The organism is Kocuria atrinae, from assembly GCF_039531425.1.
Taxonomy (GTDB): domain Bacteria; phylum Actinomycetota; class Actinomycetes; order Actinomycetales; family Micrococcaceae; genus Kocuria; species Kocuria atrinae.
In genome coordinates this window covers 175,021-190,539 of record NZ_BAAAQA010000033.1, presented here as the reverse complement: position 1 = coordinate 190,539, position 15,519 = coordinate 175,021, and the positions used below count along the sequence as shown (strand labels likewise).

The window sequence follows — 15,519 nt, the reverse complement described above, 5'->3', positions numbered from 1 at the left end:
TCTTCTCATCATCCGAAAACCTCCAAGTTTGGTTCCGAAAATCTCCAAGTTGAGCTCCGAAATTCTCCAAGTTGGGGCGCCGGCCCTCACGCCCCTGGACGCTGACAGCGGTCTTCAGGGCATGATGGAACCAGCCGTCACCGTCGCCAGGAGCCACAGCATGAGCCCATCACCGCACACCGTGGGAATCATCGGTCTCGGATCCATGGGCAAGCCCATGGCCGGGCACATCATCGACGCCGGGCACGACGTGGTGGTCCTGCATCGCAGCCTCCACAAGGCGGAGGGGGCACGCGCGGTGGATTCGCCGCGACACATGGCGCGCCAGTGCGACGTCGTCATCCTGCTTGTACCCGGCGCCCCGGAGATCGACGGGGTGCTCGATGAACTCGTCGAGGGCGCCCGCGAGCGCGACGCCGACCACGACCGCCTGATCCTGGCGATCAGCTCAACGGTCTCCCCCGTTGATATCACTCGCTGGCACCGGGACACTTCGGGCGTGAAGTTCGTGGACGCTCCCATCAGCGGCGGGGAGGCCGGCGCGATCCGCGGGGACCTGTCCATCATGGTGGGTGGCGACGACGCCGCCGTCGGCCTGGTCTCGGACGTCCTGTCCTCGTGCGGTCGCCCCGTTCATCTGGGGCCGTTGGGATCGGGGCAGGTGGCCAAGGCGTGCAACCAGTTGATCTGCGCGGCCGAGATCGTGGCGATCTCCGAGGCCAGCGTGGTGGCCGAACGCGCCGGGCTGGATCTGGCCAAGCTGCTGGACCTGCTCCAGGGCGGTTATGCGGGATCGGTGATCATGAACGATAAGACGCCCAAGCTCGTGGCCCACGACTACTCGGTGTCCGCGCAGGCGGCGTTCGTCCACAAGGACGTCTCCGCCTACTTGGACGCGGCCCGCGCCACCGGAACCAAGTCGGTACTGGGTGGACCCATTGCGAGCGCCGCGGAGCAGCTCATCGACGCGGGGCTGGGCGAACAGGACTCCGCAGTGTTCCAGAAGTGGGTTGCGGAGCGCGGTACGCCCAAGGACTGATGGCGCCGCTACGACTTAGCGCTCATTAGGTACCGGGCACACGGGCCGCACGCCACGGGTCACACGCCACCGAGCAGTAGAAACTGTGAGCGCCGCACACACCACGTTCCGCTAGAACCCTCGAACACACCTCAGGGCTCATTAGAACCTTCAAGCCACGCCGCAAGGGCTCTTACGAGCCGTCACATGTAGCGGAGGATTCTAACGGGCCCTGAGGTGCAAAGCCGCAGAGAACGCTTACTTGTAGAAGCGGTTCAAGAAGCGTGCCACCACTGCGGGGCGCTCTTCGCCCTCGATCTCGATGGTCGCGTCGGCCACCAGGTGCAGGCCGTTGCCCTTGACCTCGGAGACTTCCGTAATGGTCACGGTCATGCGCACTCGCGCACCGACCTTCACGGGTGAGGTGAAGCGGACCTTGTCCAGGCCGTAGTTGACCTTGGTCTTCACGTCGGACACGTCGAAGAGCTCGCCCCACATGGGGATCAGCAAGGACAGGGTCAGGAAGCCGTGGGCGATCGGTGCACCGAACGGACCGGACGCGGCCTTCTCGGGATCGGTGTGGATCCACTGGTGATCGTCGGTGGCGTCAGCGAACAAGTTCACCTGGTCCTGAGTGATCTCGCGCCACTCGGAAAAGCCCAGGTCCTTACCGGCGAGGTCGGCAACTTCGTCAAAGGAAACAACGGTCTTGGCGGTCATGAAATTCTCCTTGGGGTAATGAGTAAAGAGAGCGCAACGGCGCGCGGCGTCGTCGGCGAATCAGGCGAAAGCTGACTTGCCCGTGATGGATCGGCCGACCACGAGCGCGTTGATCTCGTGGGTGCCTTCGTAGGAATAGACGGCCTCGGCGTCCGCGTGGAAGCGGGCGACGTCGGTCGCGAGCGTGATCCCGTTGCCTCCGACCACTTCGCGGGCCAGGGCCACGGTCTCGCGCATGTGCAGTGAGATCCACATTTTGGCGAGCGCGGAATCCTCGTCCCGGTACTCGCCGCGGTCCTGTTTCGCGGCGAGGTCGGAGACCATCGAGAGGCTCGCCGTGACGTTGCCCAGCATGCGCGCAAGCTTTTCCTGCACGAGCTGGAAGCTGCCCAGCGACTTGCCGAACTGTTCGCGGGAACACACGTAACGCAGCGCGGCCTCGTACGCTCCGGCCTGAATGCCGGTGGCGATCCACGCGACGTCCGAGCGCATGACGCGCAGCATGGCCGCAACGTCCTTGAACGAGTTGCAGTTCTGCAGTCGCTGCGCCTCGGGAACGCGCACGTTCTCGAGCGAGATGTCCGCGTTCTGCATCATGCGCAGGGCGGTTTTGCCGTAGATCTTCTCGAGCGTTACGCCGGGCGCCTCGCGGTCCACGAGGAACGCCTTGACCTGGCCGTCGGCCACGTCGCGGGCGAACACGGCCAGGTAATCGGCGGTGAATGCACCACCGATCCAGCGCTTGGCACCGTTGATGACCCACTCATCGCCCTGGCGCTCGGCCGTCGCGGCCAGGCCGCCGGCGATGTCCGAACCGTGGTCCGGTTCGGTCAGGCAGAACACACCGGTGGTCTCGAACGAGGTGATCTTGGGGTCCAGTTCGGCGAACTGTTCCGGGGACGCACCCACGCGGCACGAGGTGCGGAACAAGCCCGCCTGCGCCGTGTAGAACGTGGCCATCGACGCATCCGTGCGGGCCAGTTCGAAGATCCGGAACCCGTGGTACAGCGAGCGCGGCTCACCGTCGATCTCCTCCGGGGTCATCAGGTTCAGCCCGTGCAGGGACGGCGCGATCTGGTAGGGGAACTCACCCTTCTCCCAGTACTTGGCAACGAGCGGTTTGATCTCATTATCGAGCACTGTCCGCAAGCGCAGGATGGGTGCGCGCTCGGCCTCGGTCAGCCGGTCGGCAATGCCGTACGGGTCGCAGTCCGGGTACAGCTCGCTCATGCCCGCTCCACCTTCTGCGCCTGGGCCGCCTTCTCAGCGGCGTACTCCTTGGCCGCGACGACCACGCCGCCCTCGCTGGGTTCGTAGGCCCCCTCGAGTTCCCCGAGGCCGAAGAGCCGCAGGGCGTTGCCCTTGAGGATCTTGGGCTTGACCTCGTCCTTGAAGCGCTGCTGCTCGAAAGCACCCAGCCACTTCTGCGGGGTGATCAGCGGGTAGTCGGTGCCGAAGAGCACCTTGTCCTGAAGCATCGAGTTGGAGGCGCGCACCAGGGGCTCCGGGAAGTACTTGGGCGACCAGCCGGACAGGTCGATCCACACGTTCGCCTTGTGCGTGGCGATCGAGTTGGCCTCTTCCTGCCACGGCACCGAGGGGTGGGCCATGATGACCTGCAGGTTCGGGAAGTCAGCGGCCACCGAGTCCAGCAGCAACGGGTTGGAGTAGCCCAGCTTGATGCCGTAACCACCCGGGAGGCCCGCGCCCATGCCGTTCTGACCGGTGTGGAACAGGGCGGGGACACCCAGTTCCTGGATGGCCTCGTAGATCGGGTAGTACTTCTCGTCCGAGGGGTCGAAGCCCTGCAGCGACGGGTGGAACTTGAAGCCCTTGACCCCGAATTCCTCGACCAGCTGCTTGGCGCGCTCCACGGCCTGGGGAACCTGGAGCGGGTCCACGGAACCGAAGGGAATCAGCACGTCGTTGTTGCGCGCCGCGCCTTCCGCGATCTCCTCGATCGAGTTGGGCTCGTGACCGAGGGCGGTGGTGGCGTCCACGGTGAACACGACCGCGGCCAGGTTCCACTCGCGGTAGCGCTCGGCAATGGTGTCCAGCGACGGGGAGCGGTCCTCCGCCTTGAAGTACTTGGCGGACGCCTCCGTCAGGGCCTGCGGCAAGGACGCGTGGCCGTGGTCCGAGCACTCGATGTGCACGTGCATGTCAATGCCGTCGCGCTGGGCGAGCTCTGTACCGAATTCATAAGGCATGGTGATTTCCCTTCAGTTCTACCGGTTCGGAACGTGGCTCAGCCCTGTGCGGGCTGGAGTTCCTCGGGCAGCGGGGGCATCTTCTCGCCACAGGTCTGCAACTTGCCCTCGAACAGGCTGTGAGCCTGCTCGGCCAGGGCATCGTAGTTCCAGCCGCCTTCGCGGTACTCGGTGACCAGGGGCGTGGGGTGGCTGAACAGCTGGAGGCGATCGCCACCGGCGCCGATGGCCTGGCCGGTGACGTCAGCGGCGTCGTCGGAAGCCAACCACGTGATCAAGCCTGCAACGTCAGCGGCGGTGCCGAAGCCCAGGTCGTGACGGAAGAAGGAGGGCATAGCCTCGCCGCGCTCATCGGCCTCGACGGCCTTTTGGAAGAAGGGGACGGTCTTGGTCATGGCCGTGGCGGCCACGGGGATCACGGCGTTGGCGGTCACGCCGGCCTTCTTCATCTCGAGTGCGAAGGTGCGGATCATGCCCACGATGCCGGCCTTGGCGGCGGCGTAGTTGGTCTGGCCAAAGTTGCCGTACTGACCGGTGGGCGAGCCGATCGCAATGATGCGGCCGGCCACGCCGTTCTCCTTGAAGTAGCGGTAGGTCTCGCGCACGCAGGTGAAGGTGCCGCGCAGGTGGACCTTGATGACCAGGTCGAAGTCCTCATCGGTCATCTTCAACAGTGACTTGTCGCGCAGCACGCCGGCGTTGTTGACCAGGATGTCCAGGCGGCCGAAAGCCTCCACGGCCCCGTTGACCAGCGCGGTTGCGGCCTCGGTATCACCCACGGGGGCGACGACGGCCACGGCCTTGCCGCCTTCGGCCACGATGGATTCCACGGCGGCGTCTGCAGTGTCCTGGTTGACGTCATTGATCACGACGGACGCGCCCTGGCGGGCGAGTTCCTGCGCGTAGGCCAGGCCCAAGCCTTGGCCGGAGCCGGTAATGATGGCGACCTTGCCAGCGAGAGGTGTCTGAGTCATGTCTGCTCCCAAGTAAGTGATGCGGTTCACGATGTGCTGAAACCATGGCATCGCATTTCGTTGAGATTGTCAATGATTAAGATTCTCCATGACATGGTGATTTCCGGTTACGATGGAGCCATGCCGCACACACTGAGAGAATCCGACCTATCGCAAGAGCCCGTGTTTCTCATGGCGCGCGCCAGTTCGCTGGGCTCCGCCACGGCAAACCGTGCCCTGGCCGACCTGGGGCTGAAGGTACGCCACTACTCGGTGTTGTCCCTGGTGTGCGGCAAGAAGAACCCCACGCAGCGTGAGCTGAGCTACCACTTGGTGCTGGACCCCAGTCAGATCGTGCTGATCGTGGACGCGCTGGAAAAGAGGGGGCTGGTGCAGCGCCAGACTGATCCCAACGACCGTCGCTCCAAGATCATCGTGCCGACCACCGAGGGCCAGAAGCTCTACAAAAAGGCCAAGGTCGCCGTGGAGTCTTCCTCGGACCGGACGCTCTCAAACCTCTCCGACGAGGAGCGCGCCAACCTGTTAGCCATGCTGCGGAAGATCTCGCTGGACTGACCCTCCTCAGAACCAACCGTTGCGCGGCTCCAGCGTCCATCCGCCGTCCGCGTGCACCATCAGGATCTGGTCGCTGGAACCCGCCGTGACGTCCAACTCGACGGGGCCGGTTCCGTACTCAAACTGATGCCATGAGCTCAGGTCGTCCGCGTCGTAGACCTCGACTCGCGGCACACCCTCCTCGGACGTGAAGCGGTAATCCTGTTCATCACCGGCCGGAACCGCGAAGACTCCGGGTCCACTGCCGGTCACTTCGGCTCCCCGCTCCACGCGGGGGACCTCAGAGACCGGGAACCCTTGCACCTTCCACTGGGTATCGCCGTTGCCCTGGGGGTAGATCACCGTGGTCTTGGGCTCATCCGGATCCGCGTCGATGAGCCACATGCCCGTTTGGCCGTCACTGACGGAGCCCATGTGCTCGGTCATCTCCCCACTCTTGCTCTCGTGGGCGTTGAGGAAAACCCCGCCACTTTCGCGGTCACTCGTCACGGACCACGTGATCAGGAGCGGCCCGTCATGATCCGGAACCTCGATCGCGATCTCGTCACTTTCCTCCAGGACCGTCTCCGTGAACTCGCCTTCCTTGCTGAGCAAGGGGTCCCCGGTCGGCGCTTGCAAACTTCCGCCCTGGGCCACAGGACGCTCGGGTTCCGTGGTCTCCCCGCGGGTCGGGGCGCTCGACGCTGCGGCCGACGGCGACGTCGTCGGCTCGCGTTCCTGAGTTGGTTGGGCGACCGCCGTAGTGGGAGGCGGCGCGGGCGGATCTTCTTCACCACCGCCGAATAGTGTGGGAACCGTTCTGGTGATTGCCCAGAGCAGGGCGCCCAGCACGAGCAGGCCGATGAGTGCGGCAACGCCGATCAACAGGATGGCCGTCTTGACCGAGGTTCCTTCTCGAGGCTTGGCCGAACCGTACGCCGGGGCATACTCCTGCGGCCCTTCAACGCGTGAACCGTCCTCGGAGGGCTCGTGAGGGCCCGATGGACCCGTTGGGGGTGTGTAGGGCGAGCTCATGAGAACCTCCGGGGGTCGGTACTGTCATGTTGCCATGCCCACTAACCGTTTGCGCATAGGCTGGCAGTACCGCCACTTGGACAGCACGCTGACCATGGGCGTTACCCCGTGACCGACCGACCCCCTGAGGTATTTGCGCCATGCGCCGACTCTCCACCGCCATCGCCACCGCTGCCTGCGCCGCCCTCTTGCTGACAGGGTGTGGTGACGCCGCCACCGAAACCCCCGATCAGGCAGCGGCCACTCAGAGTGGCTCCGGAGCGTCGTCGGCGCCCGAGGCAACGCCATCGCCCACGGAACCGCCCGAACTGATCGGCGGCGGAACCGAACTCTTCCCGGACCGGCGCTTCGTCGCGCTCTACGGTCATCCGGGCACCCCCGGATTGGGCGTCCTGGGTGAGCAGGGACCGGAAGAATCGGCTCAACGCGCCATCGAGCTGGCCAAGCAGTACCAGCCGTACAGCGAGGAAAAAGTGATCCCGTCGTTCGAGATCATCGTGACCTCAGCATCTTCTGATCCCGGTCCTGACGGCAATTACTCCAATGAAGTCCCCGTGGACCACTTCATCCCCTACATCGAGGCCGCTGAGAAGAACGGCGTGTACGTGGTGCTGGACCTGCAGCCAGGTCAGAGTGACTTCTTGAGTCAGGCCAAGCAGTACGAGGAGCTCCTCAAGCGCCCCAACGTTGGTCTGGCCCTGGATCCCGAGTGGCGCTTGGCTCCCGGACAGGTGCACCTGCAGCAGATCGGCTCGGTCTCCGCAGAAGAGATCAACGAGACCACAGAGTGGTTGGCCGAGCTCACTGCCGAGAACAACCTGCCCCAGAAGGCCGTGATCCTGCACCAGTTCTCCATGGCCATGATTCAGAACCGCGAGAACATCAAGACCGACCACCCCGAGCTGGAAATCATTCTCCACGCTGACGGTCACGGCACTCCGGAAATGAAAAAGGAAACCTGGGGCGTACTGCAGCAGGGCCTGCCCGAGGGGATCCACATGGCGTGGAAGAACTTCTACGACGAGGACACCCCCACGTTCACCCCGGAGCAGACGTACAACCTAGAACCCAAGCCGTGGTTTGTGTCTTACCAGTAACCACCCCTGACCTGGGTTGATGGCCCGAACAGGCGGGGTGGGCGCACGCTCTGGGCGAAATACCAGGCTCCCCCTCTTCCCCTCCCAGGGAAGTCCGTTTACATTATGGATACCTGTTCGTTCTACGAGAGGAAGTGCCTATGGGAATCGGCGATAAAATCAGTAATGCTGCGGAGAAAGCGTCCGGATCCGCCAAGGAAAAGCTTGGTGATGCCACGGAAAACCGCGATATGCAGGCTGAAGGTGCATCCCAGAAGGCTTCTGGTGGCGCCAAGCAGTCCGTGGAAAACGTCAAAGACGCCGGCAAGAACCTGAAGGACGGACTCAACTAGGTTCCGCACCACGCAATTTTTTGACCGTAAGGCCCTCGCCATTGGCGGGGGCCTTACGCATGGGTGAAACCCCTAACGCAGCACCAAACGCACCGGTACGGTGTGGAACCCTCCGGCGGGGTGCTCGGCACGAACCGACTTGCCCGCGGATTCGATTCGCTCGGTCAGTTCGAAGATCTGCTCCAAAAGCACTTTTAATTCCAGCCGCGCCATGGGAGCCCCGGGGCACACGTGAATACCTGCCCCGTACACGAGGTTCTGTTCAGGGTCTCGATCTAGGCGGAAATCATCAGGATCGCTGAACACAGTGTCATCGCGGTTGGCTGAGCTCCACATCAGGGTGATCTTGGATCCCGCGGGAATCTTCCGACCGGACAGTTCCACATCTTCGGTGGTCACGCGTCGGTTAGTCACGAACGGGTCCTCAATGCGCTGGATCTCATCCGTGGCGGCCACAATCTGCTCCGGGTTCTCCCGTAACTGGCGCTGCACGTCCTGATGCTCGGCCAAGTACCCCAGCACGATCCCCACCGCACCCGCGATGGTGGACAGCTCACCCACCGTCCAGTTACGCACGATGCTCACGATCTCGTCCTCGGTGAGTTTCCGGTCGTACACCGTTTCATGCAGTAGCCGCGAGGTGTTGTCCTGATCCGCCGGGGCGTTACGACGCTCGTCGAGCAGCTGCCGGATATAGCCGTCGAACTCGAGCGCCACCTCGGCCGTGCGCGAACGATCCCGCGACGTAGTGGCCTCGTGGTTACGGTGCACCCACCGCTCCAACTCCGGCTCCAATTCACGTGGCCAGCCCATGAATGCGGACTGGCAGCGCAGGGCGAACGGGTTCGCCAGTTCGGACATGACCTCCACGGTCACAGATCCCCCGGCGCCCGCCGCCGCCGCCTCGCCTCGCGCGCCCGAGGTCACCGGGACGGCGTCGTCGGTGAGCTCCTGAAGAAGCTGCGCCGTGAGTGCCTGGAGGGCGGGCTCGAACTCGGCCATTTTCTCGGGCGTGTAATAGCGGTCGACCACCTTTCGGAAGACCGTGTGCTCCGGGGGGTCCATGCCGTTGGGCACGGCAACGTGGTGGGAAACCGCGCTGGAAAACGTCTCGGGATCGTGGAGAGCGCGCGAGACGTCCTCGTGGCGGAACAGGGACCAGTTCAGGGCCTCGGAATGCGCCACGGGGCACGTGCCGCGCATGCGGTCGTACGCGGCGGTCTGATTCACGCGCACGCGCGGGTCGCTCGGATCCCAATCCTGCGCCTGTTGCGTTTCAGTCAACGAAAGTCCTCCTCGGAGCCGCGGTGTTCACACTCATTATTCGCCCATGATATGCGTATTTTCAGGGGCTCGGAGAGTCTCGTTGTTCACATTTTCACCAGTTGCTGCCCATATGCTGGAGGGGAGAACCGCAACCCAAGGAGGCACACCCACCATGATTTTTATCGTTGTGAAATTCGATGTGAAGCCCGAGCACGCGGACAACTGGCCGCAGCTGGTCGAGGAGTTCACGCGGGCCACCCGCGCCGAGGCCGGCAACAAGTGGTTCGACTGGTCACGCAGCATCGACAACCCCAACGAGTACGTGCTCGTGGAGGCCTTCAACGACGACGCCGCCGAGGCCCACGTGAAATCCGACCACTTCACCGCGATGACCGAGCAGCTTCCGCAGTACCTCGGCTCCACTCCCCGCATCATTTCCCGCCAGATCGACGGCGACGGGTGGGATGAAATGGGCGAGCTGAAGGTCCGGTGACCCACTCCGGCGAACTGATCGGCCTGGACATCGGCGGCAGCACCACTCGCGGGATGCTGTTCCGCGATGGCCGGGCCGTTCGCCACGCCAGGGGCCCCAGCACCAACGTTCAGAACGTCTCCACCGACGCCGCCGCTGCAGCCTTGCGCGACGTGTTCGGCGAACTGGGGGCTGGGCCTTGCGTTCCGGTGGTCGCCGGTGCCGGTGGTGTGGACACTCCCGCCGACGCCGTTCGGCTCGAACACCTCATTCGCTCCGTTTCCGGGGCCTCACCTGAAGTACCAGTCACGGCGGTGCACGACACCCGTTTAATTCTTGCCGCGGGCGGTCACACCACCGGAGTCGCGGTCATTGCAGGAACCGGTTCCGTGGCCTGGGGCATCGATTCCACCGGCCGCGAGCGCCGCTCCGGCGGCTGGGGATACTTGCTCGGTGATGAGGGCAGCGGTTACTGGCTGGGCCGTGAAGCGGTCCGCACCGTTCTACGCGCCGACCAGCGCGACCCTGATGCTGCTCCCACGGCGTTTGCTCGGGCAATCCTGGAGCAGTCTCAGGTTAGTTCCGCGGTTGAGCTCATTGCAGCGTTCCACGACCGACCGGACCGCTCGTTCTGGGCAGGGTTGTCACGCACAGTGGTGAAGTTCGCCGCGCACGGTGACGCCGTGGCACAGGAGTTGGTGCAACGCGCGGCTTCCGAACTGCGCTCCCTCACCACCGCCGTTGCCCAGCAGCTCACCGGGCCCCTCCCCGTGGTGCTAGGAGGTGGGCTGGCACCAACGATTGTTGGCGAAACCCTCCGAGGGCTACTTGCTGAATCCGGCCTCACGGACGTGACTGCCCTGGACCAGGAACCGGTGCTGGGCGCGCCGGTCCTGGCCCGAGCGATATGGGGTTGAGGGGCTACTTCTTGTACTCGTAGAACCCTTCACCGGACTTGCGGCCGAACTTGCCCTCGGCCACGAGCTTGGAGATGGACTCGTTGGGCTTGTCCTCTTCCGCGCCGGTCTCCTCGTAGGTGGCCTGGGCGATGAAGTCGATGACGTCCAGGCCCACCATGTCCATGAGCTCGAACGGGCCCATGGGGTGGCCCAGGCCGTTGCGGATGGCGGCGTCGATGTCCTCCTTGGAGGCGTACCCGTTCTCGTAGAGGAACAAGGACTCGTCGTTGATCGCGCCCATCACGCGGTTGGCGATGAACCCGGGGATCTCACGGTTGATGAGCACCGGTTCCTTGCCGAAGCGGCGAGCCAGTTCCATGGTGACGTCCACGGTGTTGTCGCTGGTGGACTCGTGGCGGACCACTTCCACGCACTTCATGACCAGGGCAGGGTTGAAGAAGTGCATGTTGCAGACCTGCTCCGCACGCCCGCTGGCCTCGGCCACCTTGGACGAACCGAGGGTCGAGGAGTTGGTGGCCAGGATCGCGTGCGACGGCGCCAGGGACCCCAGGGATTCGAAGATCCCACGCTTGATGTCCAGACGCTCGGTGGCGGCTTCGATCACGAAGTCAGCGTTGGCTGCCGCACGCTCGAGGTCCGTTTCCCACGCCAAGTTGCCCAGAGCGGCGTCGGCGGCAGATTGCTCGAGCTTGCCCTTGGCCACGCGGGATTCTGCCCAGCCGCTCATTTCGGCGGATGCGGCGTCAAGCATGTCCTGGCTGATGTCCTGCACTGTGGTCTGGTACCCGGCGAGCGCGGCGGTCATCGCGATCTGGCGACCCATGGCGCCGGCGCCGATCACGGTGATGTTCTTGATGCTGTCGATGGTGGTGCTCATGCGGAAGTCTCCCTCGAACTCGGATTCGGAATCGGATTCGAACTCAGTCCTGAAATGGGGGCGCCCGCGACGAAAACCGCCGCGAGCGCCAGGTAGAACGTGTCGATCAGCGGAAGGCCGCTTCACCGGTGAGGTACTGGCCGAGGATCAGGGTGTGGACCTCGTCGGTGCCCTCGTAGGTGCGCACGGACTCCAAGTTGTTGGCGTGACGCAGCGGTGAGTAGTCCAGCGTGATGCCGTTGCCACCCAAGATGGTTCGAGCCTCGCGGGCGATCGCGATGGCCTCGCGGCAGTTGTTGAGCTTGCCCACCGAGATCTGGTGATTCTGCAGTGTGCCGGCGTCCTTCATGCGGCCGATCTGCAGGGCGAGCAGGAAGCCCTTGTTGATCTCCAATGCCATGTCCACGAGTTTCTGCTGGGTCATCTGGTAGCCGGCCAGGGGCTTGTCGAACTGCATGCGTTGCTTGGAGTAGTCCAGGGCGGCCTCGAACGAATCGCGAGCCGCGCCCATGGCGCCCCAGATGATGCCGTAGCGGGCTTCATTGAGGCACGAGAAGGGACCGCGCAGGCCCTTGGCCTCGGGGAGCATCGCGCTGGCGGGCAGGCGAACGTCCGTCAGTTCGATCTCACATTGGATGGACGCGCGCATCGACAGCTTGGGCTCGATGGGTGTGGCCTTGTAACCGGCGGTGTCGGTGGGCACCACGAAGCCACGGATCCCGTCATCGGTCTGCGCCCAGATCACGGCCACCTTGGCCACGTTGGCCAGGCCGATCCACCGCTTGGTGCCGTTGAGCACCCAGTCGTCACCGTCGCGCTTGGCGTTGGTGGTCATCGAGGACGGATCCGAACCCGCGGTCGGCTCGGTCAAGCCGAAGCAACCGATTGCTTCACCGGCGGCCATCTGGGGCAGCCACTCCTGCTTCTGCTCCTCGGAGCCCCACTTGTAAATGGCGCTCATGGCCAGCGAGCCCTGCACGGAGACGAACGTGCGCAGGCCCGAATCTCCGGCCTCCAGCTCAGCACCGGCCAGACCGTACTCCACAGCCGAACGACCCGCGCAGCCGTAACCCTTGAGGTGCATGCCCAGCAGACCAAGCTTGGCCATCTCCGGCACGATCTCCAGCGGGAACTCGGCAGCCTCGAACCACTTGGCGATATTCGGCTTGATCTGCGCATTCACGAACTCGCGCACGGTTCCGCGCAGCTCGAGTTCCTCGGGGGTGAGCAGAGAATCGAAACTGATCAGATCCGAGGGATCCGCGGACAGCTCTGGGGTGGTCATGGTGCTCCTTTGCATCATTGCTCGTGCTGGTAGTGCCAGGGGCCGGGACAGACTGCCACCGCACCCATTGTGTATTTGTGACTCACGTTACGGGGACGACGCCGCTCGCGAAACCTCGCCGCGCCAGCCCCCTTTTTATTTCACTCGCCTAAGAAGTTCCCTTGAGCCATTCGATCACCGACTCGGTGTGTTCCCCGAGCTGCGGCGGGGCCGTGGTGGGTGATTCAAGCGGCGGGTTCCAGGTCACGGGGTGCCGGAATTGCCGGCCCACGGTCTGCCCGGAGGCGTCCTGGACATCAACGGTGGGTTCTAGTCCAAGGTCTTCGGCCAGTGCGACCCCATCATCGATGCCGCCCACCTTGCCCGCCGGCAGCCCCTCACCCGTGAGCACGTCCTCCCAGTGCTGGGCGGTATCACCCGAGAGGGCTTCTTCGAGCAGAGGAACCAGGATTTCGCGGTGGGCCACTCGGGCGGAATTGGTGGCGAATCGCTCGTCCTTAGCGAGGTCTGGCACGCCAAGAGCTCCGGCCATGCGGGCGAATTGACCATCATTGCCAATGGTCACCGCAAGAGGGCCGTCCGAGCACTGCAGCAACTGGTAGGGGACGATCGAGGGGTGATCGTTGCCCATGCGTGACGGGACTTTGCCCGCCCCCAGGTAGGCCTGCCCCTGGTTGACCAGCGCACCCTGCAAGCTGGAGAGCAAGTTGATCTCCAGGTGGGATCCGCGACCGTTGTTCCGCCGGCGAGCTTCCAACGCGGACAGCACTCCAATGGTCGTGTCCTTGGCACACAGCACGTCCACCAACGCCACGCCGGCTTTATACGGCGAGCCATCCGCTGGGCCGGTGATACTCATGAGCCCGCCCACGGCCTGCACCAGGAAGTCATAACCAGCCAGATTCCGTCCGCCGGCGGAGCCGAAACCGGAAATGGAAGCATAGATCAGTCCCGGATTCTCATCCCGCAGGTCCTCGTAACCCAACCCCAGCTTGGCCAGCCCACCGGGTTTGAAGTTCTCGACCAACACATCGGCCTTGAGAGCCAGCTTCTTGGCGAGCGCCAGATCCTCCGGATCCGTGAGGTCCAGGGCTACGGACTCCTTGTTGCGGTTGGCGGACTCGAAGTATGTGGCTCCGGTGTCGGACCACGGCGGCCCCCAGCTGCGGGTGTCGTCGCCGGCACCGGGGCGTTCCACCTTGATGACTCGCGCGCCCAGATCCGCCAGCGTCATGGTGGCCAGCGGGCCCGCGAGTACTCGCGAGAAGTCTGCGACCAGAACGCCGTCGAGCGGGAGGGTTGTGCCGGTCGGGTTCTCGCCCTGGGCGTCGGCTGTCGTGCCGGACTGCTCCGGAGAAGCCTGTCCGAGATCAGTACGCGATGGATCTGGCTGCGCGGTCACTTCTGACCTGCCTCACGCACGCCGCACCAGCGGGCGATGTAGAGCGCGTAGATCTCGGTGCAGCGCTTCACGGATTCCAGGTTCACGCGTTCGTCCTTGCCGTGCAGGGTTTCCGCGAGGGGTCCGTAGACCATGGATGGGATGCCTTGGAACGTGCCGTAGACCCGGGAGTCCACGTACGCCGGCGACGGGTAGGACTCCAGCGGCGCACCGGTCACGGACGCATGAAGCTCCGACAGCAACCCTTCTGCCTCCGTGCCCGGTTCCAGGACGTACTGGTCGGAGAAGAAGCCGGACTTACTCACCGACACCTTGCCCTGGGACACCACGGGGTTCACGCGGCCGGCGCGTTCAACGCACTCCTCGAGCTCCTGCCACGCCGCGGCAGAGCCCAGCGACGGCGGAACCGAGACCCGCACCGTGAACGTGCAGCGGTCGGGCACCGAAGACGGCCACTCGCCCGCCTGCAGCACGCCGACGTTGAGATTGATGGGGTGCTCCAGGTCCCCGAAGTTCGGATCCCCCACCGTGATCTGGTTCCACCTGTCCTCGAGCTCCCGCAGGTCACCGATCAGGGAGTACGCGGCATCCAGCGCATTGAATCCCTTGGCCATCTCGTGCGCGTGAGCGGCGGTTCCGGTGACGTCAACGTCGAACCAGATCACACCCAGATTGGCGCGCACCAAGGTCTCGGCAATGGGCTCAGAAATCAGCACAGCATCTGCGGTGTAGCCACGCTGCATGGCGGCTACGGTGCCGTTACCGGTGCATTCTTCTTCCGGTACGGACTGCAGGTGCACGCGGCCGGTGGGTTCCAGCCCGGCAGCCTGCAGCGCCTTGAACGCGAATAGGTTGGCCACCAACCCGGCCTTCATATCGCCGGCACCGCGGCCGTACATCCAGCCGTCCTCGATCCGGCCGTCCCACGGGCTGGTGGTCCACGTGTCCTCGCGACCCTCGGGTACAACGTCAACGTGACCGTTGAGGATCAGGCTGCGAGCGCCGTCGGCGGGGGCGGAAGGTTCGTACGTGCCCACGACCACCGGAGTGTTCGAGTAGTCCACGGTGACCGCACCGGCGGCGGGGTGGGTCGCGAGTTCGGCGGCGTCCAGCGTCCACTGGTCGACGCTCAGGCCCGCGTCCTGGAAGGCCGCCGCCATCATGTCCTGAGCCGCGCGCTCCTCGGTGCGCCGCGAGGGCTCGGACACCAACCGCTGCAGGAACTCGACCTGCTGATCGAACGCTTCCGCGACCGCCTCACGGATTGCGGTTTCCTGAGCTTGCGTGGGTTGGGACACTGCGCCTCCTCATTGAGTTGTGTTTCACCACACACTCTATGACTCAGCGCGGACAGGCATAAACCGCTTTACCAACCCA

General features: G+C 64.4%; 16 protein-coding genes. 6 read left to right on the top strand and 10 right to left on the bottom strand.

Going from position 1 to position 15,519, the window contains the following annotated elements:
* Window positions 1-160 precede the first annotated feature (160 nt).
* Entirely contained in the window at window positions 161-1,039 is an 879-nt protein-coding gene (locus tag ABD283_RS13435; RefSeq protein ID WP_344225466.1) for an NAD(P)-dependent oxidoreductase, read from the top strand.
* A gap of 237 nt (window positions 1,040-1,276) precedes the next feature.
* On the opposite strand, the gene ABD283_RS13430 is transcribed toward ABD283_RS13435, so the two are convergent.
* The 4 genes from ABD283_RS13430 to ABD283_RS13415 are packed head-to-tail and all read right to left on the bottom strand — an operon-like array spanning window position 1,277 to window position 4,922.
* Window positions 1,277-1,738, bottom strand: a complete 462-nt coding sequence (locus ABD283_RS13430; protein ID WP_095798721.1) for a MaoC family dehydratase — start codon at window positions 1,736-1,738, stop codon at window positions 1,277-1,279.
* A gap of 60 nt (window positions 1,739-1,798) precedes the next feature.
* Window positions 1,799-2,968 carry an acyl-CoA dehydrogenase family protein gene (locus ABD283_RS13425; RefSeq protein ID WP_344225465.1) on the bottom strand — a complete coding sequence of 390 codons (1,170 nt, stop codon included), beginning with the start codon at window positions 2,966-2,968 and terminating at the stop codon, window positions 1,799-1,801.
* Window positions 2,965-3,948, bottom strand: a complete 984-nt coding sequence (locus ABD283_RS13420; RefSeq protein ID WP_344225464.1) for an amidohydrolase family protein — start codon at window positions 3,946-3,948, stop codon at window positions 2,965-2,967. The genes ABD283_RS13425 and ABD283_RS13420 overlap by 4 nt, the downstream gene beginning before the upstream one ends.
* Before the next feature lie 38 nt (window positions 3,949-3,986).
* Entirely contained in the window at window positions 3,987-4,922 is a 936-nt protein-coding gene (locus ABD283_RS13415; protein WP_344225463.1) for an SDR family NAD(P)-dependent oxidoreductase, read from the bottom strand.
* A gap of 72 nt (window positions 4,923-4,994) precedes the next feature.
* Here ABD283_RS13415 and ABD283_RS13410 point away from each other — a divergent pair, with 72 nt between their 5' ends.
* Window positions 4,995-5,477 (top strand): MarR family winged helix-turn-helix transcriptional regulator, encoded by a 483-nt coding sequence (locus tag ABD283_RS13410; RefSeq protein ID WP_344225462.1) that lies wholly within the window; start codon window positions 4,995-4,997, stop codon window positions 5,475-5,477.
* Between the two features lie 6 nt (window positions 5,478-5,483).
* Here ABD283_RS13410 and ABD283_RS13405 read toward each other — a convergent pair whose 3' ends face one another.
* Window positions 5,484-6,491, bottom strand: coding sequence for a hypothetical protein (locus ABD283_RS13405; protein ID WP_344225461.1), 1,008 nt, complete (start codon window positions 6,489-6,491; stop codon window positions 5,484-5,486).
* A gap of 140 nt (window positions 6,492-6,631) precedes the next feature.
* Here ABD283_RS13405 and ABD283_RS13400 point away from each other — a divergent pair, with 140 nt between their 5' ends.
* On the top strand, window positions 6,632-7,588 hold the full coding sequence (locus ABD283_RS13400; RefSeq protein WP_259917049.1) for a hypothetical protein: 957 nt from the start codon (window positions 6,632-6,634) through the stop codon (window positions 7,586-7,588).
* Window positions 7,589-7,728: 140 nt separating this feature from the next.
* On the top strand, window positions 7,729-7,920 hold the full coding sequence (locus ABD283_RS13395; RefSeq protein ID WP_129701999.1) for a CsbD family protein: 192 nt from the start codon (window positions 7,729-7,731) through the stop codon (window positions 7,918-7,920).
* A gap of 72 nt (window positions 7,921-7,992) precedes the next feature.
* On the opposite strand, the gene ABD283_RS13390 is transcribed toward ABD283_RS13395, so the two are convergent.
* Complete coding sequence (locus tag ABD283_RS13390; protein WP_344225460.1) at window positions 7,993-9,204, bottom strand: cytochrome P450; 1,212 nt, start codon at window positions 9,202-9,204, stop codon at window positions 7,993-7,995.
* A 154-nt stretch (window positions 9,205-9,358) separates the two neighbouring features.
* On the opposite strand from ABD283_RS13390, the gene ABD283_RS13385 reads away from it, so the two are divergent.
* Together ABD283_RS13385 and ABD283_RS13380 are read left to right on the top strand one after the other, a co-directional pair.
* On the top strand, window positions 9,359-9,679 hold the full coding sequence (locus ABD283_RS13385; RefSeq protein WP_344225459.1) for a putative quinol monooxygenase: 321 nt from the start codon (window positions 9,359-9,361) through the stop codon (window positions 9,677-9,679).
* Window positions 9,676-10,575 carry an N-acetylglucosamine kinase gene (locus tag ABD283_RS13380; RefSeq protein ID WP_344225458.1) on the top strand — a complete coding sequence of 300 codons (900 nt, stop codon included), beginning with the start codon at window positions 9,676-9,678 and terminating at the stop codon, window positions 10,573-10,575. Before ABD283_RS13385 ends, ABD283_RS13380 begins: the two co-directional genes overlap by 4 nt.
* A gap of 4 nt (window positions 10,576-10,579) precedes the next feature.
* On the opposite strand, the gene ABD283_RS13375 is transcribed toward ABD283_RS13380, so the two are convergent.
* The 4 genes from ABD283_RS13375 to ABD283_RS13360 all read right to left on the bottom strand — a co-directional run bounded on the left by ABD283_RS13375 (window position 10,580) and on the right by ABD283_RS13360 (window position 15,440).
* Window positions 10,580-11,455: a 3-hydroxyacyl-CoA dehydrogenase family protein gene (locus ABD283_RS13375; RefSeq protein ID WP_344225457.1), complete on the bottom strand. Its 876-nt coding sequence runs from the start codon at window positions 11,453-11,455 to the stop codon at window positions 10,580-10,582.
* Between the two features lie 106 nt (window positions 11,456-11,561).
* Entirely contained in the window at window positions 11,562-12,740 is a 1,179-nt protein-coding gene (locus ABD283_RS13370) for an acyl-CoA dehydrogenase family protein (protein ID WP_344225456.1), read from the bottom strand.
* A 148-nt stretch (window positions 12,741-12,888) separates the two neighbouring features.
* A complete protein-coding gene (locus ABD283_RS13365; protein ID WP_344225527.1) occupies window positions 12,889-14,019 on the bottom strand; it encodes a CaiB/BaiF CoA transferase family protein in 1,131 nt (376 codons plus the stop codon).
* A 119-nt stretch (window positions 14,020-14,138) separates the two neighbouring features.
* A complete protein-coding gene (locus tag ABD283_RS13360) occupies window positions 14,139-15,440 on the bottom strand; it encodes an ArgE/DapE family deacylase (RefSeq protein WP_344225455.1) in 1,302 nt (433 codons plus the stop codon).
* Between the last annotated feature and the right edge of the window lie 79 nt (window positions 15,441-15,519).